The organism is Paenilisteria portnoyi (assembly GCF_014322795.1).
Classification (GTDB): domain Bacteria; phylum Bacillota; class Bacilli; order Lactobacillales; family Listeriaceae; genus Listeria_A; species Listeria_A portnoyi.
In genome coordinates this window covers 77,439-97,641 of sequence record NZ_JAASTT010000001.1, presented here as the reverse complement: position 1 = coordinate 97,641, position 20,203 = coordinate 77,439, and the positions used below count along the sequence as shown (strand labels likewise).

Sequence of the window (20,203 nt, the reverse complement as noted above, 5' to 3'; positions counted from 1 at the left end):
AAAGTTTTTAAAGCTCCCTTGTTTACATAATTATATTATCGTCATCTGGAAACCTTTTCTATTTAACAACTAAAACTGGGCATGCTACCTGTTTCACTATTTTGTGACTGACGCTTCCCATCACCATTTCTTGTAAGGAGTTTAAGCCACGACTGCCTAAAATGAGTAAATCTGTTTCGTGCTCAGACGCATATTTTATGATGCTTGGTCCGGGATCTCCGTGTAGCAACTCTACCTGGTAATCTATTTTAGCCCTCTCTAACTTATTTAGTGTCTCCTCTATTTTTTTCAATCGTCTCATGTGCAGTAAATCCTTATTAGATTTCAAATCTAGAGCTGCAGATTTAGACTCGCTAGAATCGATGACACTAATGACTGTCACGTGTATATCAGGGAATCCTTTACTGAGTTTAACTATTTCCTCTGTTGCATTCACCGCATGCACAGACCCATCGGCAGCAAGTAAAATATTTTTCATTCGACTCTCTCCTCCCCCTTAACGGAAACTATTTTTTAGATAGCTTCTTAATTGACGCATCATTCGGCGGCTTTCTTTGTCTAGGCCGACCATTCGTACTGTATTCCCATCGTTTTCAAATTGCAGGATTACTTTATAAATAGCCTCAGCGCCCGAGTCATCCCATATATGGAGTTCACTTAAGTCCAATAATACACGCTTATTCTCTGTCTTTATAGAAAGAGCATTGACGAAATTATCAACAGAGGCGAAGAAAAGTTGGCCTTTCACTCGGTACACAACCTTACCGTCCTCTTTTGGAATAATGTCCACTTTCACTTTTGAAATTTTGACCATGAATAAGACTGCGCTAAGAACCACACCTATAATGACACCTATCGCTAAGTTATGTGTGAATACGACAGTCAGGACCGTGATAATCATAACCGCTGTATCTGTATAATGTCCTTTTTTGATATACTCAAAGCTATGCCAATCGAACGTGCTAATACAAACGGTAATCATGACAGCAATGAGCACAGCCATCGGAATTTGCACAACCCAATTACCTAGAACTAGAATCAGGAACATTAAAAATACGCCTGCCGTAAAAGTAGATAATCGTTTGCGACCACCAGAACTCACATTAATCATCGACTGACCAATCATGGCGCAACCGGGCATACCGCCAAAAAAGCCAGTTACAATATTCGCAATTCCTTGACCTTTCGCCTCTCTCGTCTTATTGCTTTCTGTCTCTGTCATGTCATCTATGATTGTGGCTGTTAAGAGAGATTCTAATAAACCAACGACGCTAAGCCCAATAGCTGTCGGTAAGATAATCCCAAGCGTTTCAAGCGTAAATGGAATCGATGGAAACAAAAAAACAGGCAATGAACTAGAAAGTGCGCCCATATCCCCAACAGTTTTTACATCCAAGTGGAAAATGACACTAACGAATGTCATGGCAATAATCGCAATAAGCGCCGCTGGAATCGCTTTGAAAAATTTAGGCAAGCCGTACAATAGAAGCAAAGACGCACCAACCATGGCATACATTACCCAGTTAGCCGCTTGCAACTGTTTTAACTGCGCCATAAAAATTAAAATAGCGAGCGCGTTCACAAACCCAATCATCACGGATCGAGGAATAAAACGCATAAGTTTGGCGACGCCTAGATAGCCAAACAGCAATTGGATAATCCCCGTCAAAATAGTAGCAGCTAATAAATACTGCAAACCGTGATCCTTTACCAGGTCGACTACTAAAAGCGCCATGGCTCCAGTAGCCGCTGAAATCATGGCCGGTCGTCCGCCAATAAAAGCGATAACAACAGCCATTGTAAAGGAAGCGTAGAGGCCTACCATTGGATCCACACCTGCAATAATAGAGAAAGCGATGGCTTCAGGAATGAGCGCAAAAGCAACGACTATGCCAGATAAAATGTCCCCTCGTAAGTTACCAAACCACTCATTTTTTCGTAAACTAAATAACATCCTTGAAACCCCCAACTTTTTTTACTCGTAAAAATGAATCTGAGTCTTTCCATCGTAGCATAGAAAATCATTTTAATAAAGAGTCATTATGCGTCACCACTTGCATACCCGCGCGATTTTAGCTATACTTGCTTGTGTAAGGAGTTGGAACACGTATGCCTAAAAATGAGAAATGGAAAGCGCTCGTTGATATTAATATTTTACTTATTTTATTCGGTTATATTTGTTTGTATCTTATGTATAATGTCAAATGGCCAGAGAGTTTATTATTTATTGTCGCGATTTTAATGGGGGCTTCTGGTTGCCTAGGATTTTATTTGAGCATTAAAGGAATGCAGATGAAGCGCAAACCGATGTATCAAATTTTCCTGATGATGGCTTCGATTATCCCGGCTATTATCGGCGTTATTTATATCATCATCTACTTTATCACTTTATTTTAAAAAGAAGCAAAGCCCAGTGTCTACCCGTTGGAATTCGGCAGACACTGGGCTTTTTGGTTGTATTAGTTATTTTGTTCTAAGCATGCATAAACTGCCATCATTTCTTGTTTGTTCAACTCACGGATACGATTGAAAATGAGGATATCAGCTACTTCTTCTGTTAGCGAACTCTCCGCGACCACATCGCTTACTTTCCCCGTCAACCAAGTGCCTATCGCAATATCTTCCACCGTTTCCTTCAGGCCTTCTTCGTTAATTCCGGTTGCGGAACATGTCACGCACGGTATCGATAATTTTTGAACCCCATCATGCAGGCCGTCTTCTGAGATTACTTTCTTACCTTTACAAAACGGGCACGGCTGGGCTTTCTTCACTTTATTGATTTGCGTGACGATTTTTTTATAACCGAAAGCTTCATAAACGTACGTCAGCTTTTTATATTTCCCATTGACAAAATAGGCATCAATGATCGTTTCTCTTGTCTCCTTGATATTCGGAAAATCACAAATTGTGACTTGGTTTTTACGACTGATTGCCGTGATGTTAGCTTCGATTTGATCCCAGAATGGTACAGCATTTTGCAGCACCATTTCATAGCCGACAAAGCTTGCTTGCTCTAATTCTAGCATTTTCAAGGCGACTTGCTTTTCTCTTGGAAGTAAGGATACATCTTCTGTAAGCGGCATTTCTCCACCAACGATTTCTTTGATTTTCATGAGTTCTGGTAACGCGCCTACTGTTGCTATCACTTGGTCTACAGGTTGCTGAATTAGCTCACGAATATCTGTTTCGCCAAACGCTAATTTTTTGTGATGACCAAGAACGCTACCCTCGCAAATCGGACATGTCACCGCTTTTCTAGTTTCCTTCATTTGTTCTTTAATAATCGATTTAGAAATAACGATATAGCGACCGATAATTTGGTTAAAACCTTGCCAAGTTCTTGTTGCCTTGCCCGCTTTATCATAGAACGATTTTTCCCAGTAACCGTATAAGAATGTATGTTTTTCAGCTTCGGTCAGCTTGCTATAAGGTTTACTCAAATCCTGACCCAGCTCATTCTTAATTTCCTCAAACAAAAACTCGATTTTCTGGAATTGGAAAAACTCTAACACTTTCATCACTTCTGGGTGCAGCATACCTTCCCAGAATGGCGCATCTTTGTCTTCAATCACCACATCGAAATCAAATGCTTCGATCACGCGACGACCCGAACAATATGGGCAATGATTATCTGCTGAATAAAAATCGAAACTTCTCGTATCTTTATTCGTAGGATGGGACGCCACGATATGATTAATAAGTCCACCCATTTCAAATAGAAAACTATATTGACTGTACAAATGTCGTTCCAAATCAATTGCCACAACAGGCGCAATTTTCTCTGATTCGAATTCGCCATAAATCAAGCGAGCCATAGATGACAAGCTCTTCAAAATACCACCTTTATAGACATTTTCTGCATTTTTGAAGTAGTCGATAGGGTTCTCTTCTAAATAATGAATACCGGTTTGCGACTTGAGCGTAGAAGAAATCGGCGCTGGCTTTACGCTCACTTCTCCGCTTTTTTGGCGGTAGAAATCTTCATTCGTTACGATATCCAATGTTTCGACTGGTGCGGTTTGCCGTTTGCCGAAATCAACTATGAAATCCGAAGCCTCCAGCATGTAATCATTATGCTCAATCATCACCATGGACACAGACTCATCCTCTAAAATAACGCGGATACTATCGATAAACTGGTTTAAAATATTTTGCGACAAACCTTTCGACGGTTCATCAAAAATGAATAACGTATGCGGATTTTTAGCCCCTGAAAAAAGTTCCGAAACGAGATGCACACATTGAAATTCCCCTGTGGAGAGCGTCTGTGTTTTTCTTTCTAGCGTCAGATAGCCAAGTCCTAATTTTATTAATAAGCTCAAGCGTTTGTGCGCAAGATCTTGCTTCGGTAACTCCTCGATAATGTCCTCAATCGAACGTTCAAAAATAGCATCAATATCATCGCTATATTTCGTCAGTTTTTTCTTAATATCAAGAAATGTCGCGACTGTTGAACGACTCGTGATCGATTGATTGCGATTTTGACCGACCATAACTAGTTTATCTTTCGGATAGCGTTTTAGAAAATCGTTTGCGATACATTCGTTGACAAGCGTCGATTTTCCGCATCCTGATTCGCCCGTAAAAGTGACAAGTCTATTTTTCGGGATTTGGATTTCTGCCATTTGAATATTGCGACAGTGCAACTCCTTAAATTGATAGTATTCCGCTGGTGCTTCTTGATTCGTCCCAACAAGCACTGGTGCTGGCCGTGGCGACTCCTCTACAATTTTACCACCATATTTCCCACTACCTGGACCGAAAAATAGCTGCTCATCCGTTGCATCAAGTACGGTATCCGAGTGATCAATCAACCAAATCTGGTTTTTGTAGCCTAATTGTTTAATTTGTTCTAGAATCTTTAATAAGGTTTGGTGATCAAGACCGACTGAAATTTCATCGATAATAATCACGGTATTTTCACTCGTTGCCATGAATTCCGCCAGATAAAGTCGCGTTAATTCACCGCCTGATAAGGTTCCCATGATGCGATTCAGCGTTAAATAGCCGATATTCATATTGATAATATTTTGCAGAATATGCTGTTTGCCTTCGCTAAAGTTTAATTCGTCTTTAAGCGAGAGTAATGTTTCCATGCTCAAATTATTAACCTCAGAAATACTATGTTCTTTGCCTAATAATTCGATTTTATAGGTCTCAACTTCAGGATTAAAGCGCTTACCGTCACATTTTTTACACGTCACGTTACTATTACTGCCGCGCCCTTTACAGCCCGTACACCAACCTAGCACATTATTAAACGAAAATAATTCTGGCGATAAGTCGAATTTTTCTGTCATTGTCACACGAATTTCTTTAAAAACACCGGTATGCGTCCCGATTGTAGAGCGTGGATTCGAGGAAATAGAAGACTTTCCAAGAAACAGGACGAGCGGCATTTCCTCCATCTTGATTGCGCTGAAATTCGTATCCATAATCTCAGGAAATAAATATTGATATTCCGCTTTCGGTAATAATGACACGAGGCGTTTCTTGGATTCCTCACCAATCGTTTGGCAGAAAGTTGTTTTCCCTGATCCAGACAAACCAGCGATCCCCAGTGATTTATCTGGTGGTAATACCGTATCTAGATGATTAATATTGTTCGCGATTAATTGATTTATTTTCATAGTGGTATCTTCCCCATTCTTTCAATCTAGTCGTATGCTGAATCCTAATTATCGCACAAATGGCTATGTAACTTCAACTTTCGAATAGTTTCTCACAATAATAGAGTGCAATCCCATTTCAGAATTGCACTCTATTTACACACTTTATGCTAAAATAGTTCCTAGTTTATTACCCATTTCAGTCCATGCATATGTCGCGCCTTCGATTGCACCTGGACGCGCTTTTGTTTCTTCGCTGAAACCGCTTTGGTCTAGCTTTAATTGTACCGTATTATCAGCGTTTTTTGTCAATGTCCACGTTACTGTTGTTGTTTCGCCAGCGCTTGCCCACGTATATGTGATGGAGTTTGGCTCGTCGATATTAAGCACTTCACAATCCACAATGCCGTCCCACCATTCGGATGGTTCTGCGCGGAATTGGAATTTGTGTCCAACAATCGCTTTAAAATCGTTATTCCAAATCCATTTTGCAAGCATATCTGAGTCTGTTAGCGCATGCCATACTTTTTCTACTGAGCTTGTGAATTGAAAATCTAATGATACATCTGGTTTCATTTTTCTTCCTCCAATAATTGATTTAGTTTTAACATTCGTTCTTTCCAAAATCTTTCATAAAACGATACCCAATCTTGAATTTCTTGCAGCGGCTTGGCATTTAACCGGTATCTGGTTTCACGACCAACTTTTCGCGCCACCACAAGATCGGCTTCTTTCAAAATAGCTAAATGCTTCGAGACGGCTGTGCGGCCCATTTGAAAATGAACCGTTATCTCGTATAGGGGCAGTTCTTCCACTTCTGTCAGCATTTGAAGTATCTTTCGCCTCGTTGGGTCGGCAATAGCACCATAGACATCCCTTACTTGGTCTTTTTCGCTCGGCATACACACCACCTTTTCTCTTTTTGAAAATAGGACACCTTTTATTGTCATATTTATTATACGACACCAAATGGTAATATGTCAACTTTTTGTTTGGCAATTTTTTAAAATCAGGCTTATAATTTCTGCTTCAGATAACTTCTCATCTAAAATTGTTTCATTTTCAACGCTTAGAAAATCATTGGCTAGCCACCATTCTTCTAGCCTTTCAACACCGAATTCTTGCGCATCTGCTTTCATGTGGTGCCGTTTTACAGTCTCGGAAAATGGAAGATCAAAATAGTAGACATCGGCATTATTTTCGAAAAAACCGATAAGCGCGTGGAGCATTTCTTGATAAATTGCTTTGCCGAGAATGCCTTCCACGATGACGTAATGGCAATTACTTTTTCCAAATTCTGCAATGAGTCGAATGAGGCCAATACTCGGATTCCCGTGGCGATCTTTTACATGTAGCATATCGCGGCGGACGGTGTCTTGCGAAACGACTAGCGTGCCAGGACCGAGCATCTTTTGCAACTTGTTTGCGACGGTTGTTTTGCCGCTTCCAGAATTTCCGCGAATAATGATCAATTTTGGTTCCATCTAGATTCCTCCTCATCAAAAAGAACTACCTCCTCGATTAAGAGTCGATAGTTCCGTGTTCGATTATAATACTTCGGCAAATTTTTTCTTTTTGTTCTTCACTGGGTTTAGTTTTCGCTCGACCCAGCCTAGCAGTACGTCAGCCATAACGGCCATCAATGCGGTTGGAATCGCCCCAGCTAGAATAATCGCGGTTCCGTTTGTCGCATTGGTTCCACGGACGATAATATCGCCAAGTCCGCCTGCGCCAACAAACGTTCCGATTGCCGCTACACCAATCGCAATAACAAGAGCGTTTCTAATCCCTGCCATAATAACGGATAGCGCCAATGGTATTTCAATCATACGCAATACTTGCCATTTCGTCATTCCCATTGCTTTTCCTGATTCAAGTAGCGCACCATCCACGTTTTGAATACCCGTGTAGGTGTTTTTTAGAATCGGTAAAATCGAATAGAGGAATAAGGAAAGGACAACCGTATTTGTTCCGAGTCCCATCACGAGCATCAACATCGCAAGTAACGCCAAGGCAGGAATCGTTTGAATCACATTCGCGGTTTGGATGACCCAGCCCGCTAATTTTTTCTTGCGAGCAATATAAATCCCCAGTGGAATCGCGACAATTGCTGCAAAAATAACGCCGTAAGCACTCATCAAGAAATGCCGCCAGAATGCTTCCATCACGTATGTTGCATTGTTTTGATAATAGTCAATGAGTTGTGAAAATGTATCCATTTTGTCGACACCTCCTTATTTATCTTCAAAGTAATTATGTTTTTTTAGAAATTCTTCTGCAACGATCGACGGTTCTTTCAATTCGCCATCCGCCTGATAGTTCAACTTTTGCATTTCTTCCGTTGAAATCGTGCCAACCAATTTGTTAATCGTTGTTTTCAGCTCTGGATGTTCTTTTAAAATAGCATCTGTAGCCATTGGAGACGCATCATACGGTGGGAAGAACTGCTTATCGTCTTTCAATACAACCAAATTATACGTTGGAATCCGGCCATCTGTCGAATAACCAAGCGCGACGTCCATTTGATCATTTTTCAAAGCCGTGTAAATCAAACCAATCTGCATCGGGAAAATTTTCTTGAATGTGATGTCGTATTCTTTGGAGAAGGCTTTGTAACCGTCACCGGCACGCTCCATCCAGGAATTATCAACACCCGCTACAAGTTGGTCTTCTACCGGACGCATATCGCTAATTGTCTTCAAATTATATTTCTTTGCGGTATCTTGACGCACCATAAAGGCATACGTATTCGCAAAACCATATGAATCGAACCAATATTGATCAAAACGCTCAGAAAACCCTTTTTGTACGGCTTTCAATGCTTCTTCTGGATCTTTTAAAGGCTCTTCACCAAGCGGTCCTACTAAATCCGTTCCAGTGTAACGCGTTGCCGAGATATCAATATCACCGTTTACCATCGCTTGGTGTTGCACGACGGAAGAACCGAGATTGTTTACCATTTCTACTTTTAAATCTGTATCGTGCTCAATCATTTGCTTCACAATATTGCCTACTATCTGTGATTCTGTTGTCGACATCGTCCCCACTTTAATCGTGCCATCTGTGCTACCGCCGAGTCCTGGCAAGGCACACGCCGATAAGAGAGATACGCCAAGCAAGATGACAGCGGTGAGTTTGAGCTGTTTTTTCATCATTTTACTGTCCCTCCTTAGCTGCTCGAATCGCCTTTGGTGTAATCCGAACTTCTAATTTGCCTAGGAAAAATTCGACTAATAGTGCCAAAATCGTAACCGGAATCGCACCGCCTAGAATTAAATCTGGACGATATAAGTTCAACCCGTTAAAGATAAAGTCACCGAGTCCTCCCGCACCAATGTATGAGGCAAGTGTTGCCCACGCAATGATGTATACAGCGGATAAACGAATACCAGCCATAATCACGGAAATCGAGTTAGGAAGTTCGACATTTTTGACGAGTTGCCAAGATGTCATCCCCATTCCACGTCCGGATTCGATCAAGTTTTTGTCTACGCCACGAACACCGATAAATGTGTTTCGCATAATTGGCAGCACAGAATAGATAAATAGTGCCACAATCGCCGGTATTTTACCAACGCCTAGAATTGGAATAATAAAAGCCAAGATTGCAAGCGACGGCACTGTTTGTAACACACTAACAATCCCGATCACAAAATTGGCGATTTTTGGCGAGCGTGTTAACAGAATGCCCACCGGTACAGCCACAACAATCCCCAAAATTACCGCAGATAGCGAAATATAGAGATGTTCCCACGTTTTTACTAGCAGGTCATGGCCGTTGTCTTGGAAAAATTGCGTTATCGCGTCCATTAAAAATAACCTCCTATTTTATTCGTGCACTTCTTCTTTTTCAAGTTCTTTCGTTACCTCAGCATGCTCTGCGGCAGCTTCTTCTAAATCGCCCCAAATGGAATCATAGACAATATCTACAAGACTTGCGCGCGTCACAATCCCAACTAAACGGTTTTTCTCATCCACAACAGGGACATACTTAAATCCACGTTTTAGAATCCGTTGCATCGTATCGCGTAATAGCGCATCTTTTCGAACGTAGAAAACATTTTTATCCAAAATATCAACAACCGATGTCGCAGTCCGGCGATTATGCTCGATTGCTTCGACATCAATAATCCCTTTCAACACATTCTGGTCATCCGTCACAAGTAGCGTATCAACACGGCGCTCTTTCATCAATTGAATCGCCGCTTGAAGCGATTTATCCGCCGTAATCGAAACAGGCGTATTATTCATGATTTGTTCTACATTCGTCACGTTTGGACGCGCCTCAATCAAGCGATCCTTCCCGATAAAGTCTTCCACAAATTTATCAGCTGGATTTCGCAAAATTTCATCTGGCGTATCGAATTGAACGACCTCGCCACCTCGCATAATCACAATCCGATCCGCGAGTTTGATAGCTTCATCCATGTCATGCGTAACGAAAATAATCGTCTTCCCAAGTTCCCGTTGCAAATTCTTGAATTCCTCTTGCAAAGAATCACGCGTAATTGGATCAAGCGCACCAAAAGGCTCATCCATCAAAATCAAATTCTGTTCCGCAGCAAGCGCACGAAGCACACCAATCCGTTGTTGTTGCCCACCACTTAACTCATACGGATAACGATCTAAGTACTCTTCAGGCAAATCGACCAATTTAATCAATTCCAACGCCCGCTCATTTTTCTTCTCTTCCGACCATTTCAAAAGCTTCGGAACAAGTACAATATTTTCACGAATCGTCATATGTGGCATCAGTCCAATTTGCTGAATCACATACCCAATCGAACGGCGCAATTTCACCGGATCTTCCTTCATAATATCTTTGTCATTAATAAAAATTTGGCCATTTGTTGGCTCAATTAAGCGGTTAATCATCTTCATCGTTGTTGTCTTCCCGCAACCACTTGGCCCGATAAAACAAATAAATTCGCCACGATCAATATCTAAGTTTAGATCATTGACCGCCGTTTTACCGCCCTTGTAAATTTTTGAAACATGCTCAAATCTTAGCAATCTAGACACCTCCGAGTTTAATTAGCTAGCATATCGCTAGTGTGAAAGCTTTGAATCAACGAACCCATTGATCCACGACGTATGTATTCCCACCCCTGCCTATAACGAAACATTTCATAGAACAAAAGAATATGATGGAAAAACTTATCAGTAAAAAGAAATAAAAGTTGGGAATTAGCGCTTCTCAACTTTTAACTGGTTGTATAATTTAGAACACAGTTATAGCGAGTAAGAAATCAAAATGTTGATTCTATTCCAAATAACACAGCCCTTTCTAAACCTCATTATAACGTAACCAAAATCAAAAAGCGAACCCTCCTGCCTCATATGTCCCTATTCAGATAGAAAAAAGCTCCACCAAATACACTACTCATAGGCACTTAGGGAACTTTTAAAATTTCTTATAAAAATGAGGATTTGTGTGTGAAAATGGAGGCTTTTTATTCGGATATGGATATGGACTTGAATTCGCAAAATCGAAAAATGGCTCCACTTTTAGGTAGTACTTTGATCATCTTCTCCTGTCTTCATTAACACAGAAAAGAATAATCATACACTATTTTCCATAATTATTTAGGCAAGAATAGCTTCGGTGAAATTTTCATCAGGATTGAAACGATGATTCCAGCTACAATAATCGTCGCGATACAACTGATTCCATTCATCACAAGCGAGAATATTTGTGCGGACCAACCTTTGAACGCGTATGCTCCCCAAAACAAAACACCGGCGAGATAATGCCAGAAATACCGTGCCACACCACCGACAATCATCGTACCCCAAGCCCAGCCAATCGCTTTACCTAATTTCTCCTCTTTCAAATAGCCACGAACTTGTACCGCGAAAACACCAGCAAAAGCGATGAACGCAAAAGCCACGATATACTCGATAAATCCTTGTAACGGACTCAAAATATAGGCTTTTCCAGTCACAAAATGAAGTAACCCCCACAATAACCCAGAAAAACCAGCAGCCCAAAAGCCACGTCTAATCGCAATAATATACATCGGAATCATACCAAGCGATATCGAAAAAGAAGATCCAATATCAAGCGGAATAAAACTGAGAACCATTGCTAATGCAGCAAAAATAGCACATTCTAACATCGTCAATAATCGCGTATTACGCATAAAAAATACCCCTCTCTTTTTTTGGTAAAAAACGTACCGCAGAAGAAAGGAGTCATATCGTCAAATTATGTATCAGATACCACTTCATTCGCCACAATCCCTACGCTCGTATTAACGAACAGGTTCAAAGGGTCAGAATCCTAAAAATCAGGAATCAATCTCAGCTAATAGCCCCCCCTGTGGTAACGTCCTATTCATGAATAGATCATACTCTAGATAAATTGGCGACAAGCGCTCGCATTTCACTAGTTCCGCGGACTTCCGGTTCTCATGTACAGTCGTACACTCCGCTTCCGGCTTCCACGGAACTAGTGAAATACAAACGCTTTCGCTCAATTTGCTTAAAGCGAAGACAGCTCCTACGTGATAACAGTAGTTTTGCGGTCTATCGTTCAATAGAATAATTTCTAATCATGGATATCCAAATAAACCCACCAGCATTTGTAATCTCGGCGACTTATTTGTTTATCTGATTTTTATTATAACAGCATTTTTTAGAAAGTCCAGTCCCCTGCTCTTTCCATGCGTGCTTATTCATGATAGAATAGGAGTAATTGCGTTTTTGGCATTCAATATGAAAATTTCAGTTGAAAACGCGCGAATTTGGGAGGACGAAAATGTTAACTGTAAATAATGTATCTTTACGTTTTGGCGATAAAAAATTATTTGAAGATGTTTCTATTAAATTTACACCAGGGAATTGTTACGGTCTTATTGGTGCGAACGGCGCTGGTAAATCTACTTTCTTAAAGGTACTTTCTGGTGAGCTTGATTCGCAAAGTGGTAACGTGCATATTCCTGCTGGCGAACGCTTGACCGTTTTGAAGCAAGATCATTTCCAATATGATGAGGAAGTTGTTCTAAAAACCGTTATTCGCGGACATGAGCAATTATTTAAAATCATGGAAGAAAAAGATGCGATTTATTCAAAAGAAGATTTCAGTGATGCAGATGGTATTCGGGCGGCAGAACTTGAGGGTGAATTTGCAGAGCTTGATGGTTGGGACGCGGAACCAGAAGCAGCAGTTCTACTTAGCGGTCTTGGAATTACGACCGATTTACATGATAAACTAATGAAAGACCTTACTGGTGGCGACAAAGTGAAAGTTTTGCTAGCACAAGCGCTGTTTGGCAAACCTGATATCTTGCTTCTCGATGAGCCTACCAACCATCTGGACATCAAAGCAATCCATTGGTTAGAAGAATTCTTAATTAACTTTGAAAATACGGTTATCGTTGTTTCCCATGACCGTCACTTCCTTAATAAAGTTTGTACGCATATTGCCGATCTTGATTTCAGCAAAATTAAGCTCTATGTTGGTAACTATGATTTCTGGTACGAGTCTAGCCAGTTAGCGCAAACAATGATGGGCGATCGCAACAAGAAGAAAGAGGAGAAAATCAAGGAATTGGAAGCCTTTATCGCACGTTTCTCGGCCAACGCTTCGAAATCTAAGCAAGCGACCAGCCGTAAGAAAATGCTCGATAAAATCACGCTGGAGGATATCCAACCTTCTAGCCGTCGCTACCCGTTCGTACAGTTCAATCCTGACCGCGAAGTTGGGAATGATCTCCTTACTGTAACGAACCTTTCTAAGACGATTGATGGCGTGAAAGTGCTTGATAACGTTAGCTTTATCATTAATCGTAATGACAAAGTTGCCCTTGTTGGTGATGATGAAGTTGCAAAGACAGTATTTTTCCAAATCCTTGCTGGTGAAATGGAACCCGATGAAGGTGAATATAAATGGGGCGTAACAACAACGCAGAGCTATTTCCCGAAAGATAACTCCGAATTCTTCGAGGAAAATGATTTGAACCTTGTAGAATGGTTACGTCAATATTCCCCACAAGACGATAGTGAAGCATTCCTTCGCGGTTTCCTTGGCCGTATGCTATTTAGTGGCGATGAAGTATTGAAGAAAGTTCGTGTTCTTTCCGGTGGTGAGAAAGTTCGTTGTATGCTATCGAAAAACATGCTTTCTGGCGCAAACGTACTCCTTATGGACGAACCTACCAACCATTTAGACTTAGAATCGATTACTGCGTTAAATAACGGTATGATTCAGTTTAAAGGCGCGATGATTTTCGCATCCCATGATCACCAGTTCTTACAAAGTGTCGCGACCCGTATCGTCAACCTTTCGAAAGATCAGTTCTACAATAAAGAAATTTCATATGATGAGTATCTTGCTGAAGCATTGAATGTGACAGAGTAAGATAAACGCTTAAAAAGCAGTAGAATGGCCTCTGAAATGGCTGTTCTACTGCTTTTATGTTTCTACTCATAATATAGTTTCCATGATTTCAAAACCGAATTTTGAGTAGATTTCTGCGACTAAAAATAAATTGGTTGCCAAGGCTGCATCTGCTTCATGAATGAGGCCTTCTCCCAGACAAAAAAATACTTTCCACCGAATTTCTCCGATAAGAAAGCATTATTTGTTATTTTTTCAAATTAAGTCGTCCTGTATCACTCTTAATCAATTTATCCTTATTATACGTTGACCATGAAAATTGGAACCATTCGATATCCGATACTTTATCCAGTTTATCAAGCGGGAACACGATGGTACCTTTAATTGTTGCTCCTGGTTTCATTTTGCCATCGATAAGATCCGATAGAATAATATCAGCCGCTAATTGCTGACCATTGACTGTCGTTAACTCCCCTTGCAACGGGTAGCTTAGCAATTCGTTTTTTGTGTTGTTTTTAATCTCAATAGCGATTGTTAATGTACCTGGCATATCCTTGTCTTCCATTGTTGAGTGGACGACTTTTTTCTCGACGGTGACGGTTGAAATTTTCTTGTCCATTCCGTCTGCATTGTTGTGCCAGTTCACATTGTATGTTTCCTTGCCCTCTGATTTTGTGTTTCCAGTCTTGCTGTCAGAAGTATAACTTGCGACTTGTTGCTGCAACTTATTGTAGTTGCCAAATGAGATAAATACGCCAATAATAGAGGCGATAATAATAAGACTGGCGCCACTTACGACGTAAATTCCAATTTTGCGTTTGGATTGGGCGAATAGCATGATGAGTCCAACGATGAATGCTAGAAATGCAAAACCCAATAATGTTAACCAAATGGCCATATTTTAACTCCCCTTGCCTGATTGTTATTCTTGTACTATACCACATGTTGAAGTTCTAATAAAGCATCTTTTGCTAAATTAATCTTTGCAAAATTTTATTCATGAAAAACGTCGCCTTAGCTCCTTGGAATTTGGAGTTAAGGCGACGTTTTCTGTCGATATGAAATTTGTTGTTGTGGCTCTTATGAGGCATCATTTGCCGATTTAGAGCCTCAATATGCATGAGAGCGTAGCGAGCATGTAATCCACCCGTGGCTCTTATACGCCAAGCTCTGAATCATCACAACTCAAATATTGAAACTCCATGTTTTAAAGCATCTAATCATGCGCAGCGTCATGTTTCACGCCTCAGATCTAGTTCAAGGGCCAACTCCTCGAAAACTTCACGCCCTCCACAAAAAACCAAGTGTGGGTTTTTATTGCGGCCGCCCCAGTTTTTTTCGGAGCTGAACGGGCCGTTTCAGCTATTCTCTAAACTTCCATTATAATCGGCAATATCATCGGACGACGCTTCGTTTGTTCAAACAAGTAGCGATTCAGCTGATCGCGGATATCTTGTTTTAGCTTCGCCCACTCGAATTCTTTATCTTGTAAATTCTTCTCAACAATTTTTGTCACGACCTCAGATGATTTCTCAAGCAAATGCTCGGATTCGCGAACATAGATGAATCCACGTGAGATAATTTCTGGTCCTGAAATAATGGCTTTAGATTTACGGTTCAACGTGATAACAACGATGAAAATGCCGTCTTCTGATAGCAGTTTACGATCGCGTAATACAATGTTACCTACATCTCCTACACCAAGTCCATCGATTAACGTATTGCCTGCAAACACGCGGTTTCCAGCGGTCATACGGCCATTTTTATATTCGATGACTTCGCCTTTTCCAGCTACGAATACGTTTGATTTTGGAATGCCGACTTGATACGCCAATTTAGCGTGGGCAATCAACATACGATATTCGCCGTGAACTGGAATGAAGTATTTTGGTTTTATTAAGTTTAGCATTAATTTCAAATCATCTTGGCTACCGTGACCAGATACGAATAAATCGCGGTTCATCGTCAGTACGGTTGCATCCGCTTTATAAAGCATATCAATCGTTTTCGACAAAATAGTTTCTGATGATGGCGATGGCGTTGTTGTGATGTAAACTGTATCGCCTTTTTCGACATTCACTTTTGGATGCTTACCTTGTGTCATCAGTTGTAATGATTGGATTGGTTCGCCGAGATTACCGGTTTCAATAATAACCAGTTTGTCTTGCGGTAGTTTCTTCGCTTCTTTTAGTGGAATAACGAGATCTTCACTTTGTAATTGAATCTTGTTTAACTTCACAGAGATGTCAAAAACGCGTTCTAGTTCTTTCCCAACAATTGCTACTTTGCGGTTTGTCGCGAACGATGCATCCAGAACTTGTTGTAAACGAACCAAATTAGAGGCGACGCACGCAACGATAACGCGACCTGGCGCGGAATGGAAAGCGTGGCGAATCTCTTCATCAATAAGGCTGTCACTGGATGTAGCGCCAGCATGTTCTGCTTCGGAACTATCAGATAGTAAAGCAAGCACGCCTTTTTCGCCGATTTCAGCGATGCGACCTAAGCTTGTTTCATAACCTAATTTTGCTGATTGATCGAATTTGAAATCGCCTGTATAGACAATCGCGCCTTCACTTGTGTTTAAAACAATCCCCACGGAATCAGGAATCGAGTGTGTTGTACGGAAAAACTCAGCATCCACATTCGGGAACGATAATTTCGTTTTCTCATCAACAATATGGAAGTCGTTGAAGCGAACTTTTTTATGTTCTTTTAATGCTGCTTTAACGAGCGCAATCGTCAGTTCTGTCCCGTAAACTGGTGCTTTAATTTTGGCAAGAAGGTACGGTAAAGCTCCGATTGCGTCTTCGTGACCGTGCGTTAAGATAATAGCTTCGATCCGATCTTGGTTTTCCTCTAAGTATTTAATGTCTGGAATAACGACGTCGATGCCCAATAGTTCGTCTTCTGGGAACATCAAACCTGCATCCATAATATAAATCGATTCATCCACTTCTGCAACGTATAAATTCTTTCCACTTTCATCTACACCGCCAAGTGGGATAATCTTAATGTGTTTTGCTTTTTTAATTGTCAAAGTTATTCCTCCTTCCTCTTATTTTAAATAATTTTTGAATACTGTTTCGATAGTTGTTATCTCTGTTTCTGTTAACGGCGCGAGTGGCAATCTTACGTGCCCAACGTCAACGCCGAGTTTGTTGACCATATGTTTCACTGGTGCTGGATTTGGCGCGATGAATAGCGTATTCATTAACGGTACGAGTTTGCCATGAATCTGCGCGGCTTTTTTCGTATCGCCTTCATTAAAAGCGCGAAGCATCGTCTGCATTTCAGGCCCGATAATATGGCTCGCAACCGAAATAACGCCGACTCCTCCAAGCGCATAAATTGGCAAGGTAAAGCTATCATCACCGCTATACACCGCGAAATCGTCACCAGTTTCTGCGATAATTTTCGTGATATTGTCAAAATTACCGCTAGATTCTTTGACCGCAACGATGTTCTCGATTTTTGAAAGCTCGATAATCGTTTCCGGCTCGATATTCACAATCGAACGGCTCGGAATGTTATAAATGATCACTGGTAACGTCGTCGCCTCCGCAATTGCTGCAAAATGGGCGTAAAGGCCAGCTTGGTTAGGCTTATTATAGTATGGCGCCACAATCAAAACCGCATCAATCCCACCGATTTCTTCTACTTCTTTCGTGAAGGCAATCGTTTCGGCTGTGTTATTCGAACCCGTCCCCGCAATAATTTTCGCGCGACCTTGGTTTGTTTCCACGACTTGTTTGAAAAGCTTGATTTTTTCATCATGCGAAATCGTTGGTGATTCCCCGGTCGTACCGGCCACTACAAGTCCATCCGATCCGTTTTCAATGAGGTGGTTGACTAAGCGATGAATCCTTTTTTTACACACTTTATCTTTCTCGGAATTGTACGGCGTCACCATTGCTGTCACTACTTTTCCAAAATCCATTATGTTATTCCTCCTCCAACTCATTTTCAATGCAAAATTCGTCATGAAGTGCGTTCACGGCGGCGATTAAATCCATTTCTTCCACTAGAATCCAAACGGTGGTATGACTATCTGCGGATTGCAAAATAGCGATGTTTTTCGCGGATAAGGCGGACACGATTTTGGCGGTAACTCCTGGGACACCGGCGATGCCAGCCCCAACAATAGAGACTTTCGCGCAGTTCTCGGTCGTTTCTGCCACGTAGGATGCTTCTTTTAAAAGTGTCAACACATGCTCACGCTTTCGTTCTGGCACGGTGAACACGATTTCGTTTGTTGATATATTAATAAAATCTAAACTGATACTTGCCTCAGCTAAAATAGCGAAAGCTTTCTGTTGCGTATGCACACTATCCGTTTTAACACGAAGCTGCGTCAAGTTCGTCACATGCGCGATACCAGTGACGAGGCGTTCTTTCACGTCAAAACGACCACTGACCTCAGTTTGCGATGTGACAAGCGTCCCCTCACCCTTCAAATAGGTCGAGCGAATGCGAAGCGGAATCTTGGCTTGCATCGCGATCTCAACGGCACGCGGATGAATCACTTTAGCACCTTGATAAGCCATATTACTAACTTCATTATAGCTCACAGTCGGTAACGAACGCGCGTTTTTCACGATTCGCGGATCAGCCGTATACATGCCATCGACGTCCGTAAAAATATCGACCCGTTCGGCGGCAAGTGCGACGCCAAGTGCTGCGGCAGACGTATCGCTACCACCACGGCCAAGCGTTGTAATATCCCCATTTGGCGCGCTTCCTTGGAAACCAGCCACAACAACGATATCCACCGTTTCCAATGTTTCACGTAAACGCGTCACATCGACCTCGGAAATTTTGCCAGCCGTGTATTCGCCAGATGTCCTGATACCAGCTTGTGCGCCTGAAAACGCCGTCGCTTTGATATCAGCCTCCAAAAGCATATTTGTGAACACCGCAGTAGAAATCGTTTCGCCGACAGAAAGCAACATATCTTGTTCGCGTAACGACAACCGCGTTTCCTTCGCGCCGATGAGCTCAAGCAATGTGTCCGTCGCATATGGATCACCTATTCGGCCAATCGCTGAAACAACGACGACCACTTTATAGCCTTGATCGATCGAATTTTGTAAATGATTAAATGCAAGCTGGCGGGACTCCTCGTTCTGAACGGAAGTCCCACCAAATTTTTGCACGATAATTTTCATGTGTTACACCTCAATTATTTCGCGTTTTTCAGATGATTTCTTGTTCGATTAAAGATTCAGCAATTTGAATCGAATTCCAAGCAGCACCTTTTAACAAATTGTCCGATACGATCCACATGTGGAACCCTTTCGAATCGTCTAAGTCATGACGAACGCGCCCCACGAAAACCTCTTTTTTGCCAGCAGAACTCGCTGCATGGGGGTAAACTTGGTTCGCGGTATCATCCTCCAAAACAACACCCGGGGCATTGCGCAGAAGTTCTTGAATTTCAGAAACCTTCACATTATCCTGCTCCACTTCGATATAAACAGACTCCGAATGGCCTGTGACAACCGGAATACGCACACATGTTGCCGCCACTTTCATCGACGCATCACTCATGATTTTCTTCGTTTCATTGACCATCTTCATCTCTTCGTATGTATAGTCATTATCCGTGAAAACATCAATCTGTGGCAACGCATTAAACGCGATTTGGAAATGTTTCTTGTCACCTTTCACCGGCATCACAGCAGGCGTAAACTCTTCCCCACTCAAAATGGCTTGGGACTGCGTTTGCAACTCCTCAATCGCTTGAATACCAGAACCAGAAACGGCTTGGTACGTCGACACAATAATCCGGTTTAGGCCATAAGCCGCACGAATCGGTTGAAGCGCCGCGACCATTTGAATCGTCGAACAGTTCGGGTTCGCGATAATGCCTTTATGATCACGCAAAGCCTCTGGATTCACCTCAGGAACAACAAGTGGCACATCAGGATGCATCCGAAACGCACTCGTATTATCAATCACAATCGCACCATGCGCCACAGCATCTTTCGCAAAACGTTCAGAAATAGAACCGCCAGCACTAAACAAAGCAATATCCACACCTGCAAAACTATCCGGCATTGCTTCTTTAATGACAACTTCTTCCCCGCGGAACGTCAATTTTTTACCAGCAGAACGCGCCGAAGATAAAAACGAAACTTCCTTTATCGGAAAACTCACATCTTCCAGTAATTGAATCATTTGAGTCCCAACAGCGCCAGTCGCACCAACAACGGCTACGTGATAACTTTTTGTCATTCTATTTCCCCCTAGA

The 20,203-nt window shown here is 41.6% G+C and carries 18 protein-coding genes and 1 riboswitch; of the genes, 2 read left to right on the top strand and 16 right to left on the bottom strand.

Annotated features, from left to right (window positions below):
* Positions 1-58: 58 nt before the first annotated feature.
* Together HCJ66_RS00490 and HCJ66_RS00485 are read right to left on the bottom strand one after the other, a co-directional pair.
* Entirely contained in the window at positions 59-478 is a 420-nt protein-coding gene (locus HCJ66_RS00490; RefSeq protein ID WP_187131384.1) for a universal stress protein, read from the bottom strand.
* An 18-nt stretch (positions 479-496) separates the two neighbouring features.
* A complete protein-coding gene (locus HCJ66_RS00485) occupies positions 497-1,954 on the bottom strand; it encodes a SulP family inorganic anion transporter (RefSeq protein WP_187131383.1) in 1,458 nt (485 codons plus the stop codon).
* Between the two features lie 155 nt (positions 1,955-2,109).
* Between HCJ66_RS00485 and HCJ66_RS00480 the strand changes: the two genes are divergently transcribed.
* Positions 2,110-2,397, top strand: a complete 288-nt coding sequence (locus HCJ66_RS00480; protein WP_187131382.1) for a hypothetical protein — start codon at positions 2,110-2,112, stop codon at positions 2,395-2,397.
* Between the two features lie 62 nt (positions 2,398-2,459).
* On the opposite strand, the gene HCJ66_RS00475 is transcribed toward HCJ66_RS00480, so the two are convergent.
* The 9 genes from HCJ66_RS00475 to thiT all read right to left on the bottom strand — a co-directional run bounded on the left by HCJ66_RS00475 (position 2,460) and on the right by thiT (position 11,752).
* Positions 2,460-5,630: an ATP-binding cassette domain-containing protein gene (locus HCJ66_RS00475; protein WP_187131381.1), complete on the bottom strand. Its 3,171-nt coding sequence runs from the start codon at positions 5,628-5,630 to the stop codon at positions 2,460-2,462.
* A 144-nt stretch (positions 5,631-5,774) separates the two neighbouring features.
* Positions 5,775-6,185, bottom strand: coding sequence for an SRPBCC family protein (locus tag HCJ66_RS00470; protein WP_187131380.1), 411 nt, complete (start codon positions 6,183-6,185; stop codon positions 5,775-5,777).
* Entirely contained in the window at positions 6,182-6,511 is a 330-nt protein-coding gene (locus tag HCJ66_RS00465; protein WP_187131379.1) for an ArsR/SmtB family transcription factor, read from the bottom strand. Before HCJ66_RS00465 ends, HCJ66_RS00470 begins: the two co-directional genes overlap by 4 nt.
* A 78-nt stretch (positions 6,512-6,589) precedes the next feature.
* Positions 6,590-7,093 carry a kinase gene (locus HCJ66_RS00460; protein WP_187131378.1) on the bottom strand — a complete coding sequence of 168 codons (504 nt, stop codon included), beginning with the start codon at positions 7,091-7,093 and terminating at the stop codon, positions 6,590-6,592.
* Between the two features lie 63 nt (positions 7,094-7,156).
* A complete protein-coding gene (locus HCJ66_RS00455; protein WP_187131377.1) occupies positions 7,157-7,828 on the bottom strand; it encodes an ABC transporter permease in 672 nt (223 codons plus the stop codon).
* 15 nt (positions 7,829-7,843) lie between these two features.
* A complete protein-coding gene (locus tag HCJ66_RS00450) occupies positions 7,844-8,764 on the bottom strand; it encodes an osmoprotectant ABC transporter substrate-binding protein (RefSeq protein ID WP_187131376.1) in 921 nt (306 codons plus the stop codon).
* A 1-nt stretch (position 8,765) separates the two neighbouring features.
* Positions 8,766-9,419 (bottom strand): ABC transporter permease, encoded by a 654-nt coding sequence (locus tag HCJ66_RS00445; RefSeq protein WP_187131375.1) that lies wholly within the window; start codon positions 9,417-9,419, stop codon positions 8,766-8,768.
* 18 nt (positions 9,420-9,437) lie between these two features.
* Positions 9,438-10,622, bottom strand: coding sequence for a betaine/proline/choline family ABC transporter ATP-binding protein (locus tag HCJ66_RS00440; RefSeq protein WP_187131374.1), 1,185 nt, complete (start codon positions 10,620-10,622; stop codon positions 9,438-9,440).
* A 569-nt stretch (positions 10,623-11,191) separates the two neighbouring features.
* Positions 11,192-11,752, bottom strand: coding sequence for an energy-coupled thiamine transporter ThiT (thiT, locus tag HCJ66_RS00435; protein WP_187131373.1), 561 nt, complete (start codon positions 11,750-11,752; stop codon positions 11,192-11,194).
* 79 nt (positions 11,753-11,831) lie between these two features.
* Positions 11,832-11,940: riboswitch (TPP riboswitch) on the bottom strand.
* A 429-nt stretch (positions 11,941-12,369) separates the two neighbouring features.
* Between thiT and HCJ66_RS00430 the strand changes: the two genes are divergently transcribed.
* The gene (locus HCJ66_RS00430) at positions 12,370-13,971 is read left to right on the top strand and encodes an ABC-F family ATP-binding cassette domain-containing protein (RefSeq protein WP_036094093.1); all 1,602 of its coding nucleotides are present in this window, start codon (positions 12,370-12,372) and stop codon (positions 13,969-13,971) included.
* Between the two features lie 226 nt (positions 13,972-14,197).
* Here HCJ66_RS00430 and HCJ66_RS00425 read toward each other — a convergent pair whose 3' ends face one another.
* The 5 genes from HCJ66_RS00425 to HCJ66_RS00405 form a co-directional block, all read right to left on the bottom strand.
* Positions 14,198-14,848 carry a DUF4352 domain-containing protein gene (locus HCJ66_RS00425; protein WP_187131372.1) on the bottom strand — a complete coding sequence of 217 codons (651 nt, stop codon included), beginning with the start codon at positions 14,846-14,848 and terminating at the stop codon, positions 14,198-14,200.
* Positions 14,849-15,319: 471 nt separating this feature from the next.
* Positions 15,320-16,990 (bottom strand): ribonuclease J, encoded by a 1,671-nt coding sequence (locus HCJ66_RS00420; protein ID WP_187131371.1) that lies wholly within the window; start codon positions 16,988-16,990, stop codon positions 15,320-15,322.
* A gap of 18 nt (positions 16,991-17,008) precedes the next feature.
* A complete protein-coding gene (dapA, locus tag HCJ66_RS00415; RefSeq protein ID WP_187131370.1) occupies positions 17,009-17,890 on the bottom strand; it encodes a 4-hydroxy-tetrahydrodipicolinate synthase in 882 nt (293 codons plus the stop codon).
* A gap of 4 nt (positions 17,891-17,894) precedes the next feature.
* Positions 17,895-19,118, bottom strand: a complete 1,224-nt coding sequence (dapG, locus tag HCJ66_RS00410) for an aspartate kinase (RefSeq protein WP_187131369.1) — start codon at positions 19,116-19,118, stop codon at positions 17,895-17,897.
* Between the two features lie 28 nt (positions 19,119-19,146).
* Entirely contained in the window at positions 19,147-20,187 is a 1,041-nt protein-coding gene (locus tag HCJ66_RS00405; RefSeq protein WP_187131368.1) for an aspartate-semialdehyde dehydrogenase, read from the bottom strand.
* Positions 20,188-20,203: the final 16 nt, after the last annotated feature.

Bases quoted from the DNA above. Each gene is read 5' to 3' on its own strand.
- HCJ66_RS00490 (WP_187131384.1), bottom strand. From the start codon at position 478: ATGAAAAATATTTTACTTGCTGCCGATGGGTCTGTGCATGCGGTGAAT.
- HCJ66_RS00485 (WP_187131383.1), bottom strand. From the start codon at position 1,954: ATGTTATTTAGTTTACGAAAAAATGAGTGGTTTGGTAACTTACGAGGG.
- HCJ66_RS00480 (WP_187131382.1), top strand. From the start codon at position 2,110: ATGCCTAAAAATGAGAAATGGAAAGCGCTCGTTGATATTAATATTTTA.
- HCJ66_RS00475 (WP_187131381.1), bottom strand. From the start codon at position 5,630: ATGAAAATAAATCAATTAATCGCGAACAATATTAATCATCTAGATACG.
- HCJ66_RS00470 (WP_187131380.1), bottom strand. From the start codon at position 6,185: ATGAAACCAGATGTATCATTAGATTTTCAATTCACAAGCTCAGTAGAA.
- HCJ66_RS00465 (WP_187131379.1), bottom strand. From the start codon at position 6,511: ATGCCGAGCGAAAAAGACCAAGTAAGGGATGTCTATGGTGCTATTGCC.
- HCJ66_RS00460 (WP_187131378.1), bottom strand. From the start codon at position 7,093: ATGGAACCAAAATTGATCATTATTCGCGGAAATTCTGGAAGCGGCAAA.
- HCJ66_RS00455 (WP_187131377.1), bottom strand. From the start codon at position 7,828: ATGGATACATTTTCACAACTCATTGACTATTATCAAAACAATGCAACA.
- HCJ66_RS00450 (WP_187131376.1), bottom strand. From the start codon at position 8,764: ATGATGAAAAAACAGCTCAAACTCACCGCTGTCATCTTGCTTGGCGTA.
- HCJ66_RS00445 (WP_187131375.1), bottom strand. From the start codon at position 9,419: ATGGACGCGATAACGCAATTTTTCCAAGACAACGGCCATGACCTGCTA.
- thiT (WP_187131373.1), bottom strand. From the start codon at position 11,752: ATGCGTAATACGCGATTATTGACGATGTTAGAATGTGCTATTTTTGCT.
- HCJ66_RS00430 (WP_036094093.1), top strand. From the start codon at position 12,370: ATGTTAACTGTAAATAATGTATCTTTACGTTTTGGCGATAAAAAATTA.
- HCJ66_RS00425 (WP_187131372.1), bottom strand. From the start codon at position 14,848: ATGGCCATTTGGTTAACATTATTGGGTTTTGCATTTCTAGCATTCATC.
- dapA (WP_187131370.1), bottom strand. From the start codon at position 17,890: ATGGATTTTGGAAAAGTAGTGACAGCAATGGTGACGCCGTACAATTCC.
- dapG (WP_187131369.1), bottom strand. From the start codon at position 19,118: ATGAAAATTATCGTGCAAAAATTTGGTGGGACTTCCGTTCAGAACGAG.
- HCJ66_RS00405 (WP_187131368.1), bottom strand. From the start codon at position 20,187: ATGACAAAAAGTTATCACGTAGCCGTTGTTGGTGCGACTGGCGCTGTT.